Source organism: Streptomyces sp. NPDC052042, from assembly GCF_044548345.1.
GTDB lineage: Bacteria > Actinomycetota > Actinomycetes > Streptomycetales > Streptomycetaceae > Streptomyces.
On record NZ_JBIUBU010000002.1, the window covers coordinates 226735 to 244372 of the forward strand.

At 70.8% G+C, this 17638-nt stretch carries 12 protein-coding genes and 1 pseudogene; 11 read left to right on the plus strand and 2 right to left on the minus strand.

Annotated elements, in window-relative coordinates:
- Position 1 precedes the first annotated feature (1 nt).
- From nuoE to recQ, 11 genes are all read left to right on the plus strand, one after another.
- Entirely contained in the window at positions 2 to 823 is an 822-nt protein-coding gene (gene nuoE, locus ACIHCL_RS06260) for an NADH-quinone oxidoreductase subunit NuoE (protein WP_399858036.1), read from the plus strand.
- Complete coding sequence (gene nuoF, locus ACIHCL_RS06265; protein ID WP_399857479.1) at positions 823 to 2199, plus strand: NADH-quinone oxidoreductase subunit NuoF; 1377 nt, start codon at positions 823 to 825, stop codon at positions 2197 to 2199. The genes nuoE and nuoF overlap by 1 nt, the downstream gene beginning before the upstream one ends.
- Complete coding sequence (locus ACIHCL_RS06270; protein WP_399857481.1) at positions 2196 to 4703, plus strand: NADH-quinone oxidoreductase subunit G; 2508 nt, start codon at positions 2196 to 2198, stop codon at positions 4701 to 4703. The genes nuoF and ACIHCL_RS06270 overlap by 4 nt, the downstream gene beginning before the upstream one ends.
- The gene (gene nuoH / locus ACIHCL_RS06275) at positions 4700 to 6106 is read left to right on the plus strand and encodes an NADH-quinone oxidoreductase subunit NuoH (protein ID WP_399857483.1); all 1407 of its coding nucleotides are present in this window, start codon (positions 4700 to 4702) and stop codon (positions 6104 to 6106) included. Before ACIHCL_RS06270 ends, nuoH begins: the two co-directional genes overlap by 4 nt.
- A complete protein-coding gene (gene nuoI / locus ACIHCL_RS06280; protein WP_399857485.1) occupies positions 6072 to 6746 on the plus strand; it encodes an NADH-quinone oxidoreductase subunit NuoI in 675 nt (224 codons plus the stop codon). Before nuoH ends, nuoI begins: the two co-directional genes overlap by 35 nt.
- Positions 6743 to 7630 carry an NADH-quinone oxidoreductase subunit J gene (locus tag ACIHCL_RS06285; protein ID WP_399857487.1) on the plus strand — a complete coding sequence of 296 codons (888 nt, stop codon included), beginning with the start codon at positions 6743 to 6745 and terminating at the stop codon, positions 7628 to 7630. Before nuoI ends, ACIHCL_RS06285 begins: the two co-directional genes overlap by 4 nt.
- The gene (gene nuoK / locus ACIHCL_RS06290) at positions 7627 to 7926 is read left to right on the plus strand and encodes an NADH-quinone oxidoreductase subunit NuoK (protein WP_399857490.1); all 300 of its coding nucleotides are present in this window, start codon (positions 7627 to 7629) and stop codon (positions 7924 to 7926) included. The genes ACIHCL_RS06285 and nuoK overlap by 4 nt, the downstream gene beginning before the upstream one ends.
- A gap of 14 nt (positions 7927 to 7940) precedes the next feature.
- Positions 7941 to 9836 (plus strand): NADH-quinone oxidoreductase subunit L, encoded by a 1896-nt coding sequence (gene nuoL / locus ACIHCL_RS06295; protein WP_399857493.1) that lies wholly within the window; start codon positions 7941 to 7943, stop codon positions 9834 to 9836.
- Between the two features lie 4 nt (positions 9837 to 9840).
- Complete coding sequence (locus ACIHCL_RS06300) at positions 9841 to 11433, plus strand: NADH-quinone oxidoreductase subunit M (RefSeq protein WP_399857496.1); 1593 nt, start codon at positions 9841 to 9843, stop codon at positions 11431 to 11433.
- Positions 11430 to 13094 (plus strand): NADH-quinone oxidoreductase subunit NuoN, encoded by a 1665-nt coding sequence (nuoN, locus tag ACIHCL_RS06305; RefSeq protein WP_399857497.1) that lies wholly within the window; start codon positions 11430 to 11432, stop codon positions 13092 to 13094. Before ACIHCL_RS06300 ends, nuoN begins: the two co-directional genes overlap by 4 nt.
- A 142-nt stretch (positions 13095 to 13236) precedes the next feature.
- The gene (recQ, locus tag ACIHCL_RS06310; RefSeq protein WP_399857500.1) at positions 13237 to 15372 is read left to right on the plus strand and encodes a DNA helicase RecQ; all 2136 of its coding nucleotides are present in this window, start codon (positions 13237 to 13239) and stop codon (positions 15370 to 15372) included.
- A 25-nt stretch (positions 15373 to 15397) separates the two neighbouring features.
- Here recQ and ACIHCL_RS06315 read toward each other — a convergent pair.
- Together ACIHCL_RS06315 and fahA are read right to left on the minus strand one after the other, a co-directional pair.
- A pseudogene (locus ACIHCL_RS06315) lies at positions 15398 to 16012 on the minus strand (Uma2 family endonuclease).
- A 141-nt stretch (positions 16013 to 16153) separates the two neighbouring features.
- Positions 16154 to 17383: a fumarylacetoacetase gene (gene fahA / locus ACIHCL_RS06320; RefSeq protein ID WP_399857502.1), complete on the minus strand. Its 1230-nt coding sequence runs from the start codon at positions 17381 to 17383 to the stop codon at positions 16154 to 16156.
- Between the last annotated feature and the right edge of the window lie 255 nt (positions 17384 to 17638).

Sequence of the window (17638 nt, forward strand, 5' to 3'; positions counted from 1 at the left end):
GATGCCGCAGCTCCCCGCCCCCGCCTACCCGGACGAGGTGCGCGCCCGGCTGGAGGCGGACGCGAAGGAGGTGATCGCCCGCTACCCCGGCAGCCGGTCCGCCCTGCTGCCGCTGCTGCACCTGGTGCAGTCCGAGGAGGGCCACGTCTCCCGTACCGGCATGGCCTTCTGCGCCGAGATGCTCGGCCTCACCACCGCCGAGGTCACCGCGGTCGCCACCTTCTACACCATGTACCGGCGCAAGCCGGGCGGCGATTACCAGGTCGGCGTGTGCACCAACACCCTGTGCGCGGTGATGGGCGGCGACGCCATCTTCGACCGGCTCAAGGAACACCTCGGCGTCGGCAACGGCGAGACCACCGAGGACGGCAAGGTCACCCTCGAACACATCGAGTGCAACGCCGCCTGCGACTTCGCCCCCGTGATGATGGTCAACTGGGAGTTCTTCGACAACCAGACGCCCGAGAGCGCGACCCGCCTGGTCGACGACCTCATCGCCGGGCGCGGCGCCGAACCCACCCGGGGCGCCCCGCTGTGCACGTACAAGGAGACCGCCCGCATCCTGGCCGGCTTCCCCGACGAGCGCCCCGGAGCCGTCGAGGCGTCCGGCAGCGCCGGTCCCGCCTCGCTGGCCGGCCTCCGGCTCGCCCGGGGCGAGGAACCGCACCCGCGCGTCGTCGCCCCCCGGGGCGAGAGCCCGAGCGGCGACCAGCCGCACGACCCGTCGCCGCCCGAGCACCTGGGCTCCCACGACGCACCGCGGTCGACCTCCGCCTGTGACCCGGACCACCCGGCGGGCCCCGCAGCCGAGGAGGGAGCGTGATGACGTTGGCCACCCAGATCAGCGACAACGGCAGTGGCGGCGGGGGAGACCCGGAGAAGCTGCTCGCCCCCGTCCTCTCCGCCTTCTGGGACGAACCCCGCTCCTGGACCCTGGAGACCTACCGGCGCCACGGCGGCTACGAGGGACTGCGCAAGGCCCTCGCCATGTCCCCGGACGACCTCATCGCGTACGTCAAGGCGTCCGGACTGCGCGGGCGCGGCGGCGCCGGTTTCCCCACCGGGATGAAGTGGCAGTTCATCCCGCAGGGCGACGGCAAACCGCACTACCTCGTCGTCAATGCCGACGAGTCGGAGCCCGGCACCTGCAAGGACATCCCGCTCCTCTTCGCCAACCCGCACGCCCTCATCGAGGGCATCGTCATCGCCTGCTACGCGATCCGCTCCGCGCACGCCTTCATCTACCTGCGCGGTGAAGTCGTGCCCGTACTGCGGCGGTTGCACGAGGCCGTGCGTGAGGCGTACGCGGCGGGCTACCTCGGCAAGGACGCCCTCGGCCCCGGGCTCGACCTGGAACTCACCGTCCACGCGGGCGCGGGCGCGTACATCTGCGGCGAGGAGACCGCCCTGCTCGACTCGCTCGAAGGGCGGCGCGGCCAGCCCCGGCTGCGACCCCCCTTCCCCGCGGTCGCCGGTCTGTACGCCTGCCCCACCGTGGTGAACAACGTCGAGTCCATCGCCTCGGTTCCCTCGATCCTGAACAAGGGCAAGGACTGGTTCACGTCGATGGGCAGCGAGAAGTCCCCGGGCTTCACGCTGTACTCGCTCAGCGGCCACGTCGCGAGCCCCGGCCAGTACGAGGCGCCGCTCGGCATCACGCTGCGCCAACTGCTCGACATGAGCGGCGGCATGCGCCCCGGGCACCGGCTGAAGTTCTGGACCCCGGGCGGCTCCTCCACCCCGATGTTCACCGAGGAACACCTCGACGTGCCGCTGGACTACGAGGGCGTCGGCGCCGCCGGATCCATGCTCGGCACCAAGGCGCTCCAGTGCTTCGACGAGACGACCTGCGTGGTGCGGGCCGTCACCCGCTGGACCGAGTTCTACGCCCACGAGTCCTGCGGCAAGTGCACCCCCTGCCGCGAAGGGACGTACTGGCTCGTCCAGTTGCTCCGCGACATCGAGGCGGGCAAGGGCCGTATGGACGACCTCGACAAGCTGAACGACATCGCCGACAACATCAACGGCAAGTCCTTCTGCGCCCTCGGCGACGGCGCCGCCTCGCCGATCTTCTCCTCGCTGAAGTACTTCCGCGAGGAGTACGAGCAGCACATCACGGGCAAGGGCTGCCCCTTCGATCCTGCCAGGTCGACCGCCTGGGCCGATGACAAGAACGCTCACCAGGGGGTGAACGCATGACCGTCACCACGAGCGCGCCCTCCGGGGGCGGCGAGGCGGCCGTCCCGCCCGAGGACCTCGTCACGCTGACGATCGACGGCATCGAGATCAGCGTGCCCAAGGGCACCCTGGTCATCCGCGCCGCCGAACTCCTCGGCATCGAGATCCCGCGCTTCTGCGATCACCCGCTCCTCGACCCGGCAGGTGCCTGCCGGCAGTGCATCGTCGAGGTCGAGGGCCAGCGCAAGCCGATGGCGTCCTGCACCATCACCTGCACCGACGGGATGGTGGTGCGGACCCAGCTCACCTCGCCCGTCGCGGAGAAGGCGCAGAAGGGTGTGATGGAGCTGCTGCTCATCAACCACCCGCTGGACTGCCCGGTCTGCGACAAGGGCGGCGAGTGCCCGCTGCAGAACCAGGCGATGTCGCACGGCGACGCCGAGTCCCGCTTCGACGGCATGAAGCGGACGTACCAGAAGCCGGTCCCGATCTCCACCCAGGTGCTGCTGGACCGGGAGCGGTGCGTGCTCTGCGCCCGCTGCACCCGGTTCTCCAACCAGGTGGCGGGCGACCCGATGATCGAGCTGATCGAGCGCGGCGCGCTCCAGCAGGTCGGCACCGGTGAGGGCGACCCGTTCGAGTCGTACTTCTCCGGGAACACCATCCAGATCTGCCCGGTCGGGGCACTGACCTCGGCCGCGTACCGGTTCCGTTCCCGCCCCTTCGACCTGGTGTCGTCGCCGTCGGTGTGCGAGCACTGCGCGGGCGGCTGCGCCACCCGCACCGACCACCGGCGCGGCAAGGTCATGCGGCGGCTCGCCGCCGACGACCCCGAGGTCAACGAGGAGTGGCTCTGCGACAAGGGCCGCTTCGGCTTCCGCTACGCGCAGCAGCGGGACCGGCTCACCACCCCCCTGGTGCGCAACGCGGACGGGGTCCTGGAGCCGGCGAGCTGGCCCGAGGCCCTGGCCGCCGCGGCCACCGGCCTCGCCGCAGCACGCGGCCGGGCGGGAGTCCTGGCCGGCGGCCGGCTGACCGTCGAGGACGCGTACGCGTACGGCAAGTTCGCCCGGGCCGTCCTCGACACCAACGACGTCGACTTCCGGGCCCGCGCGCACAGCGGCGAGGAGGCCGACTTCCTGGCCGCCCGGGTCGCCGGACGCGGCCGGGATCTGGACGGTACGGGTGTCACCTACGCCTCGTTGGAGAAGGCCCCGGCGGTGCTGCTCGTCGGCTTCGAGTCGGAGGAGGAGTCGCCCGGCGTCTTCCTGCGGCTGCGCAAGGCGATGCGCAAGCACGGACAGCGCACCTACGGCATCGCCTCGCACGCCACCCGCGGCCTCACCAAGGCGGGCGGCACGCTGCTGCCCGCCGCCCCCGGCACCGAGCCCGAGTGGCTGAACGCCCTCGCGAGCGGCTCCGGACTCGACGGCGACGGGGCCGCCGCGGCCGAGGCGCTGCACGGTGACGGCGCCGTGATCGTGGCCGGCGAACGGCTGGCCACCGTGCCCGGCGGGCTGACGGCCGCGGTGCGGACCGCGACCGCGACCGGGGCGCGGCTGGTGTGGATCCCGCGCCGGGCCGGGGAGCGCGGCGCGGTCGAGGCGGGCCTGTTGCCGTCGCTGCTGCCCGGCGGACGCCCGGCGACCGACCCCCGGGCCAGGGACGAGGTGGCGGCCGTGTGGGGCGTCGCCGAACTCCCGTCCGGCTTCGGCCGCGACACCGGCCAGATCGTGGAGGCCGCGGCCACCGGCGAACTGGGCGCGCTGCTCGTCGCCGGGGTCGAGCCGGCCGATCTGCCGGACCCGGCACGGACCCTGGAGGCCCTGGACCGGGTCGGCTTCCTGGTCTCGCTGGAGCTGCGGCCGAGCGAGGTCACCGAACGGGCCGACGTGGTCCTGCCGGTCGCCGCGGTCGCCGAGAAGGCCGGGACCTTCCTCGACTGGGAAGGGCGGGCCCGGCCGTTCGAGGCGGCGCTCAAGCCCGAGCAGATGACCCGGACCCTGCCGCCGTCCGACGCCCGGGTGCTGCACATGCTGGCCGACGCGATGGACACCCCCCTCGCGCTGCCGGACCTGAAGTCCGTGCGCCGCGAGCTGGACCGGCTCGGCGGATGGGCCGGCGCGCACGCCGAGGACCCGGACGAGCCGACGCGGCCGCTGCCCCGGCCCGGCGACGGCGAGGCCGTCCTGGCGGGCCACCGGATGCTGCTCGACCTGGGCCTCCTCCAGCAGGGCGACGAGGCGCTGGCCGGTACCCGGCACGCCGCCCTCGCCCGGCTCTCCGCCGCCACCGCGGCCGAGACCGGCGTCGAGGACGGCGACCTGCTGGCTGTCACCGGCCCGGTGGGCCGCGTCGAACTCCCGTTGAAGATCACCGACATGCCGGACCGGGTGGTCTGGGTGCCGCTGAACTCCGTCGGGCGGGGCGTCTCGGCCGACACCGGCGCCCGGCCCGGCGGCCTGGTCCGGATCGGTCCCGCCGCACCGGGCACCGACGACACCACACCGGAGGTGGGGGCGTGACTGCCTTCGCTCAACTGGCAGCGGCACCGCACGGGGCCGTGCTCGCCGCCGAGAACCTGTCGATGTTCGGCACCGACCCGTGGTGGCTGGTCGTCGTCAAGGCGGTGTTCTGCTTCGCGTTCCTGATGGTGACCGTGCTGTTCTCCATCGTGTGGGAGCGCAAGGTCGTCGCCTGGATGCAACTGCGCATCGGCCCCAACCGGAACGGGCCCTGGGGCATGCTCCAGTCGCTCGCCGACGGTGTGAAGCTGATGCTGAAGGAAGACGTCGTCGTCAAGCGCGCCGACAAGGTCGTGTACGTGCTCGCGCCGATCGTCGCCGCCATCCCGGCGTTCATGGCGATCGCCGTGATCCCGTTCGGCCCGCCCGGCAACGAGGTCTCGATCTTCGGCCAGCGCACGGCGATGCAGCTCACCGACCTGCCGATCGCGATGCTCTACATCCTCGCGGTCGCCTCGATCGGGATCTACGGCATCGTGCTGGCGGGCTGGTCGTCCGGGTCGACGTACCCGCTCCTCGGCGGGCTGCGCTCCTGCGCCCAGATGATCAGCTACGAGATCGCGATGGGCGCCGCGTTCGCCTCGGTCTTCCTCTACTCCGGTTCGATGTCGACCTCGAAGATCGTGGAGGCGCAGCAGGACCGCTGGTTCGTCCTCCTGCTGCCGGTGTCGTTCATCATCTACATCATCACGATGGTCGGGGAGACCAACCGGGCCCCGTTCGACATGCCGGAGTCCGAGGGCGACCTGGTCGGCGGGTTCAACACCGAGTACTCGTCGATCAAGTTCGCGATGTTCATGCTCGCCGAGTACGTGAACATGGTCACCGTCTCCGCGGTCTCCGTCACCCTGTTCCTGGGCGGCTGGCGGGCCCCGTGGCCCATCAGCACCTTCTGGGAGGGCGCGAACCACGGCTGGTGGCCGATGCTCTGGTTCGTCCTCAAGGTCCAGTTGCTGCTGTTCTTCTTCATCTGGCTGCGCGGCACGCTGCCCCGCGTCCGCTACGACCAGCTGATGAAGCTCGGCTGGAAGGTCCTGATCCCGGCGTCCGTGGTCTGGCTGATGCTGGTCGCCACCGTGCGGGCGCTGCGCAACGAGGGCTACGACTTCACGCGGATCGTGCTGTACGTGGCCGGGGCCGTGATCGCGATCCTGCTGCTCTCCTTCGTCGCGGACGTCTTCCGCGACCGGAAGGGCGGGGCGGGCGAGGCGGCGAAGGCGGGCCCGGAGCCCGAGTTCGACCCGATGGCGGGCGGATTCCCGGTGCCGCCGCTGCCCGGACAGACCCTGCCGGCGGTGCCGCGGCGCAGACCGCGGGGCGAGCGACAGCTCGTTGTCAGTGGCGGGTCGGATACTCAGAGTGACGGAAATGCGAGTGACGGAAAGGAGGCAGACGGTGTCTGAGTCGAAGGAGCCCTCGGAGGAGAAGTTCCAGAACCCCGTCGCCGGCTTCGGCGTGACCTTCAAGGCCATGTTCAAGAAGCGGCTGACGGAGCAGTATCCGGAAACGCGGAAGGTGACGGCGCCGCGCTTCCACGGCCGGCATCAGCTCAACCGTCACCCGGACGGTCTGGAGAAGTGCGTCGGCTGCGAGCTGTGCGCCTGGGCCTGCCCGGCGGACGCGATCTACGTGGAGGGCGCGGACAACACCGACGAGGAGCGCTACTCCCCGGGCGAGCGCTACGGCCGCGTCTACCAGATCAACTACGCGCGCTGCATCCTGTGCGGGCTGTGCATCGAGGCGTGCCCGACCCGGGCGCTCACGATGACCAATGAGTTCGAGCTCGCCAACACCTCCCGCACCAGCCTCATCTACACCAAGGAAGAGCTGCTCGCGGGCCTGGAGGAGGGCATGGTCGACACCCCGCACGCGATCTATCCGGGGATGGACGAGCAGGACTACTACCGCGGCCTGGTCACCGAGGCCGCGCCCGGCACGGTGCGTCAGACCGCCGCTTCCAAGGGCGAGAAGCCGTCGGACGAGGCGTCCGGCACGAGCGGCGACCGCGAGAACGACGGCTCGGCGCAGGGGGTGGGCGCATGACCGCCCTGGCCGCGGCGGCCTCCCAGACCTCGATCGGTGAGGCCGTCCAGTTCTGGCTGCTGGGCACCGTCGCCGTGATCGGCGCGCTGTCCACCGTACTGATGAGAAGAGCCGTGCACAGCGCGCTGAGCCTCGCCGGGACCATGATCGTCCTGGCGGTGTTCTATCTTGCCAACGGCGCCTACTTCCTCGGCATCGTGCAGATCGTCGTCTACACCGGCGCGATCATGATGCTGTTCCTCTTCGTCGTCATGCTGGTCGGCGTCACGGCCGCCGACTCGCTGAAGGAGACCATCAAGGGCCAGCGCTGGCTGGCCGCGGGCTGCGGGATCGGCTTCGGCGTCCTGCTGATCGCGGGCATCGGCAACGCCTCGCTGAACAGCTTCAACGGTCTCGGCAACGCCAACAGCGCGCACGGCGGGAACGTCGAGGGACTGGCCGCCCTCCTCTTCACCAGGTACGTCTTCGCCTTCGAGATCACCGGCGCCCTGCTGATCACGGCCACGGTCGGCGCGATGGTGCTCACCCACCGGGAGCGCACCGAACGAGCCCGTACCCAGCGGGAGATGTCCGAGGCACGGGTGCGCGGAACGCATCTGCCGCCGCTGCCCGCCCCAGGCGTCTACGCCCGGCACAACGCCGTGGACATCCCCGGTCTCCTCCCGGACGGCACCCCGGCCGAGCTCACCGTCATGCGGACCCTGCGCGAACGCGGCCAGATCCGCGATGTGTCGGGCGAGTCCCTGGAGCAGCTCCGGGCGCTGGAACAGCGCTCCGAGGAGCGGCTCGGCCGCAAGGGCCGGGGCGGCGCCGCGCGCGGCCGGGAGGACGAAGGCAACGACAACGCAGACAGCGACAACGAGGCAGAGGAGGTCGCCAAGTGAATCCGGTCAACTACCTCTATCTCGCCGTCCTGTTGTTCACCATCGGTGCGGCCGGGGTGCTGATCCGGCGGAACGCGATCGTCCTGTTCATGTGCGTGGAGCTGATGCTCAACGCCTGCAACCTCGCGCTGGTGACCTTCTCCCGGATGCACGGCAACCTCGACGGCCAGATCATCGCGTTCTTCACGATGGTCGTCGCCGCCGCGGAGGTCGTGGTGGGGCTCGCGATCATCGTGTCGGTGTTCCGTTCCCGCCACTCGGCCTCGGTCGACGACGCCGGCCTGATGAAGCTGTAAGGGGACGTTGAATCGTGGAGAACCTGATTGCGCTGCTCATCGCGGCGCCTCTGCTCGGAGCGGCGGTCCTGCTCTGCGGCGGGCGACGCCTCGACCGCTCCGGACACTGGATCGGCACCCTGTTCGCCGCGGTGTCGTTCGTCATCGGCGCGGTGCTCTTCACCGACATGCTGGGACGGAACGTCGGTGAACGGACCCTGCACCAGAAGCTGTTCAGCTGGATCCCGGTCGAGGGATTCCGGGCCGACGTGGCCTTCCAGCTCGACCAGCTGTCGATGACGTTCGTGCTGCTGATCACCGGCGTCGGCACCCTGATCCACCTCTACTCGATCGGCTACATGGCGCACGACGAGCGCCGCCGCCGCTTCTTCGGTTATCTCAACCTGTTCCTCGCGGCGATGCTGATTCTCGTCCTCGCCGACAACTACCTGCTGTTGTACGCCGGTTGGGAAGGCGTCGGCCTGGCGTCGTACCTGCTGATCGGCTTCTGGCAGCACAAGCCCACTGCGGCCACCGCCGCCAAGAAGGCGTTCCTGGTCAACCGGGTCGGCGACATGGGCCTGTCGATCGCGATCATGCTGATGTTCACCACCTTCGGCACCTTCGCCTTCGGCCCCGTCCTCGCGGCGACGGGGGAGACCGGTGAGGGCAAGCTGACGGCGATCGGTCTGCTGCTGCTCCTCGCCGCCTGCGGCAAGTCGGCCCAGGTGCCGCTCCAGTCCTGGCTCGGCGACGCGATGGAGGGCCCGACCCCGGTCTCCGCCCTCATCCACGCCGCGACCATGGTGACCGCGGGCGTCTACCTCATCGTCCGCTCCGGCGCGATCTTCAACGCCGCTCCCGACGCGCAACTGGTCGTAGTGATCGTGGGCGCGGTCACGCTCCTGTTCGGTGCGATCGTCGGTTGTGCCAAGGACGACATCAAGAAGGCCCTCGCCGGTTCGACGATGTCGCAGATCGGCTACATGATCCTGGCCGCCGGGCTCGGCCCGATCGGCTATGTCTTCGCGATCATGCACCTGGTGACGCACGGCTTCTTCAAGGCCGGACTCTTCCTCGGCGCCGGTTCCGTCATGCACGGCATGAACGACGAGGTCGACATGCGCAAGTACGGCGGCCTGCGGAAGTACATGCCGGTCACCTTCCTCACCTTCGGCCTCGGCTACCTGGCGATCATCGGCTTCCCCGGTCTGTCCGGCTTCTTCTCCAAGGACAAGATCATCGAGGCGGCCTTCGCCAAGGGCGGGGCCGAGGGCTGGATCCTCGGCTCGGTCGCCCTGCTGGGCGCCGCGATCACCGCGTTCTACATGACGCGCGTGATGCTGCTGACGTTCTTCGGCGAGAAGCGCTGGCAGCCCGACGCGGACGGCAATGAACCGCGTCCGCACGAGTCCCCGAGGACGATGACCATCCCCATGATCGTCCTGGCCTTCGGCTCGGTCTTCGCGGGCGGCCTGTTCTCCGTCGGCGACCGCTTCCTGAAGTGGCTGGAGCCGGTCACCGGACACAGCCACGGCCACCCCCCGGTCGGCGCCGCGACCGTCACGGCGGCCACGATGGTCGTGCTCGTCGTCGGCGTCGCCATCGCCTGGGTGATGTACGGACGGGCACCGGTGTCGGTCACCGCCCCGCGCGGCTCGCTGCTCACCCGGGCAGCCCGCCGCGACCTCCTCCAGGACGACTTCAACCATGTGGTCCTGGTCCGCGGCGGCGAACACCTCACTCGCTCCCTGGTGTACGTCGACCACACCCTGGTCGACGGTGTCGTCAACGGCACGGCCGCCGCGATGGGCGGGCTCTCCGGCCGGCTGCGCAAGCTGCAGAACGGCTACGCCCGCTCCTACGCGGTCTCGATGTTCGGCGGTACGGCGATCCTCATCGCCGCGACCCTGCTGATGAGGGCGGTCTGATCACATGTCCTTTCCCCTTCTGACAGCGACGGCGGCGCTCCCGGCGATCGGTGCGGTCGCCACCGCCGCCGTGCCGGCGGCCCGGCGCACCGCGGCGAAGTGGACGGCACTGCTCTTCTCGCTGGGCACGCTCGTCCTGGCCGGTGTGGCGCTCGCCCGGTTCGAGCCCGGCGGCGACCGCTACCAGCTCACCGAATCGCACGCCTGGATCAAGGACTTCGGCGTCCGGTACGAACTGGGCGTGGACGGCATCGGGGTGGTGCTCATCGGGCTCACCGCGCTGCTGCTGCCCTTCATCATCCTGGCGGGTTGGCACGACGCCGACCCTCTGGAGAACCGGAGCCGGCGCTGGCGGCCCACCCAGGGCTTCTTCGCCCTGATGCTGATGACCGAAGCGATGGTGATCCTCTCCTTCGAGGCCACCGACGTCTTCCTCTTCTACATCCTCTTCGAGGCCATGCTCATCCCGATGTACTTCCTCATCGGGGGCTTCGGGGACCGGGCGACCTCCTCCGGATCTCCCGCGGCGGGCGGCGGCGACGAGAACGCCGCGGCGCAGCGCTCGTACGCGGCGGTGAAGTTCCTCCTCTACAACCTGGTCGGCGGGCTCATCATGCTGGCCGCCGTGATCGGGCTGTACGTGGTCGCGGGGACGTTCTCGCTCTCCGAGATCGCCGAGGCCCGAGCCAACGGCTCGTTCTCGATGGCGACGAGCACGGAGCGCTGGCTCTTCCTCGGGTTCTTCTTCGCCTTCGCGGTGAAGGCCCCGCTGTGGCCGCTGCACACCTGGCTGCCCAACGCCATGGGCGAGGCGACCGCCCCGGTCGCCGTCCTGATCACCGCGGTCGTCGACAAGGTCGGCACGTTCGCGATGCTCCGCTTCTGCCTCCAGCTCTTCCCGGGGGCCAGCAAGTGGGCGACGCCGGTGATCGTCGTCCTCGCGCTGATCAGCATCGTGTACGGCGCGCTGCTCGCCGTCGGCCAGCGCGACATCAAGCGGCTGATCGCCTACGCGTCGATCTCGCACTTCGGCTTCATCGTCCTGGGCATCTTCGCGATGACCAGTCAGGGCCAGTCCGGGGCCACGCTCTACATGGTCAACCACGGGATCTCGACCGCGGCGCTGATGCTGGTGGCGGGCTTCCTGATCAGTCGGCGCGGTTCGCGGCTCATCGCCGACTACGGCGGGGTGCAGAAGGTGGCGCCCATCCTGGCCGGCACCTTCCTGGTCGGTGGTCTGGCCACCCTGTCGCTGCCCGGACTCGCCCCGTTCGTCAGCGAGTTCCTGGTCCTGGTCGGCACGTTCAGCGCGTACCCGGCGGCGGGCGTCATCGCCACGACCGGGATCGTGCTCGCCGCGCTGTACGTCCTCGTCCTCTACCAGCGGACGATGACGGGCCCGGTGAAGGCGGAGGTCAAGGGCATGGCGGACCTCAAGGTCCGGGAGATGGCGGTGGTCCTGCCGCTGATCGCGCTGCTGCTGTTCCTGGGCGTCTACCCGAAGCCGCTGACCGAGATCGTCAATCCGGCGGTGCAGCACACCATGTCGGACGTCCAGAAGAAGGACCCCCAGCCTGAGGTGGAGGCCGCCAAGTGAGCGCAACAGCTGTCCACAGCCTGTGGACGACGGCGGGCGGGGTGATCTCGGCCGCACCGGGCGAGAGGTTCACAGCGCCCGTCATCGAGTACCGGCAGCTGATGCCGGTGCTCATCGTGATCGGCGTGGCCGTCGTCGGGGTGCTCGTCGAGGCGTTCGTGCCGCGCCGGTTCCGCTACTACACGCAGGTCTTCCTGGCGGTCGTCGCCATCGCCGCCGCGTTCGCCGCGGTCGTCGGCCTCGCGGCCGGGGGACACGGTACGACGAAGGCCGGCATCGCGGCGATGGGCGCCATCGCGATCGACGGCCCGACGCTGTTCCTGCAGGGCACCATCCTGCTGACCGCGTTGGTCGCCGTCTTCACCTTCGCCGAGCGGCGGCTCGACCCCGCCTCGCACGGAAGCCATGTCGACTCCTTCGCCGCGCAGGCCGCGTCGGTCCCCGGCAGCGAGAGCGAGCAGGCCGCGGTCCGGGCCGGGTTCACCACGACCGAGGTCTACCCGCTGGTCCTCTTCTCGGTGGCGGGCATGCTGGTCTTCCCGGCGGCCAACGACCTGCTGACGCTCTTCGTGGCGCTGGAGGTCTTCTCCCTCCCGCTCTACCTGCTGTGCGCCGTCGCCCGCCGCAAGCGGCTGATGTCGCAGGAGGCGGCGGTGAAGTACTTCCTGCTCGGCGCCTTCTCCTCGGCGTTCCTGCTGTTCGGGATCGCCCTGCTCTACGGGTACGCGGGCTCCGTCTCGTACGCCACGATCGCGCACGTGGTCGACGGCTCCGTCACGAACGTCGACCCGGCGCTCGCCGCCACCATGGGCAATGACGCGCTGCTGCTGATCGGCGGGGCGATGATCCTGACCGGTCTGCTCTTCAAGGTCGGCGCCGTCCCGTTCCACATGTGGACCCCGGACGTCTACCAGGGGGCGCCGACCCCGGTCACCGGTTTCATGGCCGCCGCCACCAAGGTCGCCGCGTTCGGCGCGCTGCTGCGTCTGCTCTACGTGGTGCTGCCGGGCCTCACCTGGGACTGGCGGCCGGTCATGTGGGCCGTCGCGATCGTCACGATGCTGGGCGGTGCGGTCGTCGCCATCACCCAGACCGACATCAAGCGGCTGCTGGCCTACTCGTCGATCGCGCACGCCGGGTTCATCCTCGCCGGTGTCATCGCGGCCACCCCGGAGGGCGTCTCGTCGGTCCTCTTCTACCTGGGCGCGTACTCCTTCGTGACGGTCGGCGCGTTCGCCGTCGTCACCCTGGTGCGCGACGCGGGCGGCGAGGCGACGCACCTGTCGAAGTGGGCGGGGCTCGGCCGGCGTTCCCCGCTGGTCGCGGCGGTCTTCGCGGTGTTCCTGCTGGCCTTCGCCGGCATCCCGCTCACCTCCGGCTTCTCCGGAAAGTTCGCCGTCTTCAAGGCGGCGGCGGACGGGGGCGCGGCCGGGCTGGTCGTGGTCGGTGTGATCTCGTCGGCGATCGCCGCGTTCTTCTACATCCGGGTCATTGTGCTGATGTTCTTCAGCGAGCCGAAGGCGGACGGCCCGTCGGTCGCCGTCCCGTCCCCGCTGACGATGACGACGATCGCGGTCGGTGTCGCGGTGACGCTGGTGCTGGGCCTGGCCCCGCAGTACTTCCTGGACCTGGCGGGCCAGGCGGGGGTCTTCGTGAGGTAGCGCACACGCACACGGCCGGATCCCGGCCGGGACGGCGCCGGACGGGCCTGGGAAGTCAAGCCCGTCCGGCGTTGTCGTATCCGGCGCCTATCGTGGCAGGGAGCGGTGCCCACGCGGCGTGTGCGGCACCGGGGCCAGACGGATGAGCGCGACGGGCGGGACCATGGATGTGACCGAGAGCGAAGCACGGCGGACCCTGCACCGCGTCTTCGGGTACGAGGCGTTCCGCGGTGAGCAGGAGGCGATCGTCGACCATGTGGTGGCGGGAGGCGACGCCGTCGTGCTCATGCCGACCGGTGGCGGGAAGTCCCTCTGCTACCAGATCCCGGCCCTGGTCCGCCGCGGTACGGGCGTGGTGGTCTCCCCGCTGATCGCGCTGATGCAGGACCAGGTCGACGCGTTGCGGGCGCTCGGGGTGCGGGCCGGCTTCATCAACTCCACGCAGGACTTCGACGAGCGCCGCTCGATGGAGGCGCAGTTCCTCGCCGGCGAGCTGGACGTGCTCTACCTGGCCCCGGAGCGACTGCGGCTGGACTCCACGCTGGGCCTGCTCGCGCGCGGTGAGATCTCCGTCTTCGCGATCGACGAGGCGCACTGCGTCGCCCAGTGGGGCCACGACTTCCGCCCCGACTACCTGGCCCTCTCGGTCCTCGGGGAACGCTGGCCCGACGTACCGCGCATCGCCCTGACGGCCACCGCCACGAACGCCACGCACGAGGAGATCACCCGGCGTCTGGGCATGCCCGACGCCAAGCACTTCGTCGCCAGCTTCGACCGGCCCAACATCCAGTACCGGATCGTGCCCAAGGCCGATCCGAAGAAGCAACTGCTCTCCTTCCTCAAGGAGGAGCACACCGGGGACGCGGGCATCGTCTACTGCCTGTCGCGCAACGCGACCGAGAAGACCGCCGAGTACCTGAGCCGCAACGGCATCGAGGCCGTCCCGTACCACGCCGGTCTGGACGCGGCCACGCGCGCCGCGCACCAGTCCCGGTTCCTGCGCGAGGAGGGCCTGGTCGTCGTCGCGACCATCGCCTTCGGCATGGGCATCGACAAGCCGGACGTCCGTTTCGTCGCCCACCTCGACCTGCCGAAGTCGGTCGAGGGCTATTACCAGGAGACCGGCCGCGCGGGCCGTGACGGGCTGCCGTCCACGGCGTGGATGGCATACGGGCTCCAGGACGTCGTCCAGCAGCGCAAGCTCATCCAGGGCGGCGAGGGCGACGAGGCGTTCCGCCGCCGCGCCGCCTCCCACCTCGACGCGATGCTGGCCCTGTGCGAGACGGCCCAGTGCCGCCGCGGCCAACTGCTGCGGTACTTCGGCCAGGAGGCCGCCGCGACGGCCTGCGGCAACTGCGACACCTGCCTCACCCCGCCCGAGTCCTGGGACGGCACGGTGGCCGCGCAGAAGCTGCTGTCGGCGGTGGTACGGCTGAAGCGGGAGCGCGGGCAGAAGTTCGGCGCGGGCCAGATCACCGACATCCTGCTCGGCCGCAAGACCGCGAAGGTCATCCAGTTCGACCATGACCAGCTCTCGGTCTTCGGCATCGGCAGCGAGCTGTCCGAGGCCGAATGGCGGGGCGTCGTACGGCAGTTGCTCGCCCAGGGGCTGCTCGCGGTCGAGGGGGAGTACGGCACGCTGGTGCTGACGGAGGAGAGCGGGGCGGTGCTCGGCGGGCAGCGGAAGGTGCCGCTGCGCAAGGAGGCGGCGAAGCCCGCCTCGCGCTCCGGCTCCACGAAGGGCGAGCGCGGGGCGAAGTCCCGGGCGGCGGCCGTCGCCGAACTGGCCCCCGAGGCAGTCCCCGTCTTCGAGGCGCTGCGGGCCTGGCGCGCGACCCGCGCGAAGGAGCAGGGCGTCCCGGCCTACGTCATCTTCCACGACGCGACGCTGCGCGAGATCGCCACGGTGCGGCCGGACTCGATGGCCGCGCTCGGCGGCGTCGGCGGCCTGGGCGAGAAGAAGCTGGCGACCTACGGAGAGGGCGTGCTGGAGGTGCTGGCGTCGCTCGCGGACCCGGCGGGGGAGCCGGATGCGCCGGGTGAGCCGGACGTGGCGGCGACGCCGCGGCAGGACGTGTTCCCGCAGGCCGGTGCGGCGGCGGATCCGGGCCCCACGGTTCCCTCGGGCTCGGCACCGGACCCGGTTGCGCCCGCCGCTGCTCCGGCACCGGCCGCTCCCGCATCCGTGCGGGCCGCTTCGGCCTCGGCCGCTTCAGCCGTGTACGACGACGATCCCGGGTTCGACTGGGACGAGGAGCCGCCGCCCGCGTACGAGTGAGCCGGGCGAGGCGCTGGCGCCGGGGCTACTCCGGGGCCGCCGCCCGGCGGCGAGCGGTGATGGCGGTGAGATCCAGGTCGACGGGGAAGGGGACGGAGACCTTCATGCGGTCGTGGAAGATCCCGGTGGAGGTGTAGGCGTAGACCCCGGTCGACGGCTCCAGTTCGAAGACGTGGACCACCGCCCTGTCGCCCTGGTTCTCCACCCGCCAGTAGTGAGGGATACGCGCTCGTGCGTACTTCACGGGTTTGGTCTCTCGGGCCCGCGTCAGGGATTCCTCGGACACGACTTCAATGGCGAGCCGTACGGACGTGGCCGGGAAACGTGTCTGGCTCGGATCCTGGACGGTCTCGCCGTCCACGACGATCACATCGGGCTCGGGCCGGTTGTAACGGTCGATGTCGATGGTGAACTCGCGCACGACCTCCAGTCCGGAGGGCGCCAGTGACTGGAGCTGTCATTCGAAGAAGCTGACCGCTCGTGAATGGAACAGGGTCTGCGGACTCACGAAAACAAGGCTCCCGTCGATCAACTCCGTGTGCGGAGGCAGATTCGGGAGTGTGTCCAGGTCATCGGCGGTCCAGCCGCCCACGGGCGGAACCGCCCACCTCGGCTCATGGGCCTCGGGGCCGACGCTCATCAGTGCTCCCCTGCACGGAGTCTCGCGGATCTGTCCAGCGTATCGACCGGAAACCGGTTCAGGACGGCGCGAACGCATGAACCAGCCCGGAGCCATCGACGGCCGTGACCCCGCGAGGGTCACGGCCGTCGACGTCGTACGTCAGGCGGAAGGAACGATCCGCCCCGTCACCTCGCCCAGGCCGACCCGGGTGCCGTCCGGTCCCGGGGCCCAGGCCGTCATCGTGACCGTGTCGCCGTCCTCCAGGAACGCCCGCTTGCCGTCGGCGAGGTCCAGCGGGTCGCGGCCGTTCCAGGTCAGCTCCAGGAGCGAGCCGCGCTGCCCGGGCTCGGCGCCGCTGACCGTGCCGGAGCCGTAGAGGTCGCCGGTGTGCAGCGACGCGCCGTTCACCGTCATCTGGGCCAGCATCTGGGCCGCGGTCCAGTACATGGTGGAGAACGGCGGCTCGGAGACGGTCTGCCCGTTGATCGCGACGGAGATCCGCAGGTCCAGCCCGCCGCCCTGCTCCTCGCCGCCGTCCTCCAGATAGGGGAGGAGCGGGAAGTCCCGGGCCGGGGGCGCGGTCCAGGCCGCCTCCAGGGCTTCGAGCGGGGTCACCCACGCCGAGACGGACGTGGCGAAGGACTTGCCGAGGAACGGGCCGAGCGGGACGTACTCCCATGCCTGGATGTCCCGCGCCGACCAGTCGTTGAGCAGCGAGAGCCCGAAGACGTGCTCGCGGAAGTCGCCGAGGGGGACCGGGCGGCCCTGCTCGGAACCGACGCCGACGACGAACCCGACCTCGGCCTCGATGTCCAGCTTGACGGACGGGCCGAAGACCGGGGCCGCGTCGGTGGGCGCCTTGCGCTGGCCGGACGGGCGCACCACGTCCGTTCCGGAGACGACGACGGTGCCGGAGCGGCCGTGGTAACCGATCGGGAGGTGCTTCCAGTTGGGCGTCAGCGGTTCTCCGCCCGGCCGGAAGATACTGCCGACATTGCTCGCGTGGTGCTCGCTCGCGTAGAAGTCGACGTAGTCCGCGACCCGGTAGGGGAGGTGCAGCGTGACGGACTCGACGGGGTGCAGCAGCGGTTCGATGTCCGGGCGGTGCGCCGGGACCGTCACCCACGCGGTCAGCGCCCGCCGCACGTCCCGCCACGCGGTGCGGCCCGCGGCCAGCAGCGCGGTCAGGTCCGGCTGGGCGAGGAGCTTCGCATAGGGAGAGCCGAGGGCGTGGGCGGCGGCGCCGGCGTCCAGTACGTGGCCGCCGATGCGGACGCCGACCCGGCGGTCCTCGGGGTGGTCGGGGGTGGAGAACACACCGTACGGGAGGTTGTGCGGGCCGAAGGGGTCGCCTTCGGCCAGATCGAGCGGACTGCTCTGCTCGGGCATGTGTTGCCGCCTCGCTTTCCAGGTCGCTTGGGGGACACGTTACGTCGGCGCCGCCGCCCGCGGGAGTGTCCCAGCCGTGTCCCAACTGTCCGTGAGGACCGGAAAGTTCCGCCGTGCCCCGGGAGTTCGGGGCGCGGCGGAACTTCTCGGCGGTGCCGCGCCCGTGCGCCCGGCGCGCTCGGGCCGGGGGCGCCGGCCGGCCCCCCCCCCCCCCCCCCCGGGCCCGCGCCCCCCCCCCCCGGCGCGGGGGGCGCC

Excerpts from the sequence above, each read along its gene's own strand:
- nuoE (WP_399858036.1), top strand. The coding sequence starts at position 2 with ATGCCGCAGCTCCCCGCCCCCGCCTACCCGGACGAGGTGCGCGCCCGG.
- nuoF (WP_399857479.1), top strand. The coding sequence starts at position 823 with ATGACGTTGGCCACCCAGATCAGCGACAACGGCAGTGGCGGCGGGGGA.
- ACIHCL_RS06270 (WP_399857481.1), top strand. The coding sequence starts at position 2,196 with ATGACCGTCACCACGAGCGCGCCCTCCGGGGGCGGCGAGGCGGCCGTC.
- nuoI (WP_399857485.1), top strand. The coding sequence starts at position 6,072 with ATGCGAGTGACGGAAAGGAGGCAGACGGTGTCTGAGTCGAAGGAGCCC.
- ACIHCL_RS06285 (WP_399857487.1), top strand. The coding sequence starts at position 6,743 with ATGACCGCCCTGGCCGCGGCGGCCTCCCAGACCTCGATCGGTGAGGCC.
- ACIHCL_RS06300 (WP_399857496.1), top strand. The coding sequence starts at position 9,841 with ATGTCCTTTCCCCTTCTGACAGCGACGGCGGCGCTCCCGGCGATCGGT.
- recQ (WP_399857500.1), top strand. The coding sequence starts at position 13,237 with ATGAGCGCGACGGGCGGGACCATGGATGTGACCGAGAGCGAAGCACGG.
- fahA (WP_399857502.1), bottom strand. The coding sequence starts at position 17,383 with ATGCCCGAGCAGAGCAGTCCGCTCGATCTGGCCGAAGGCGACCCCTTC.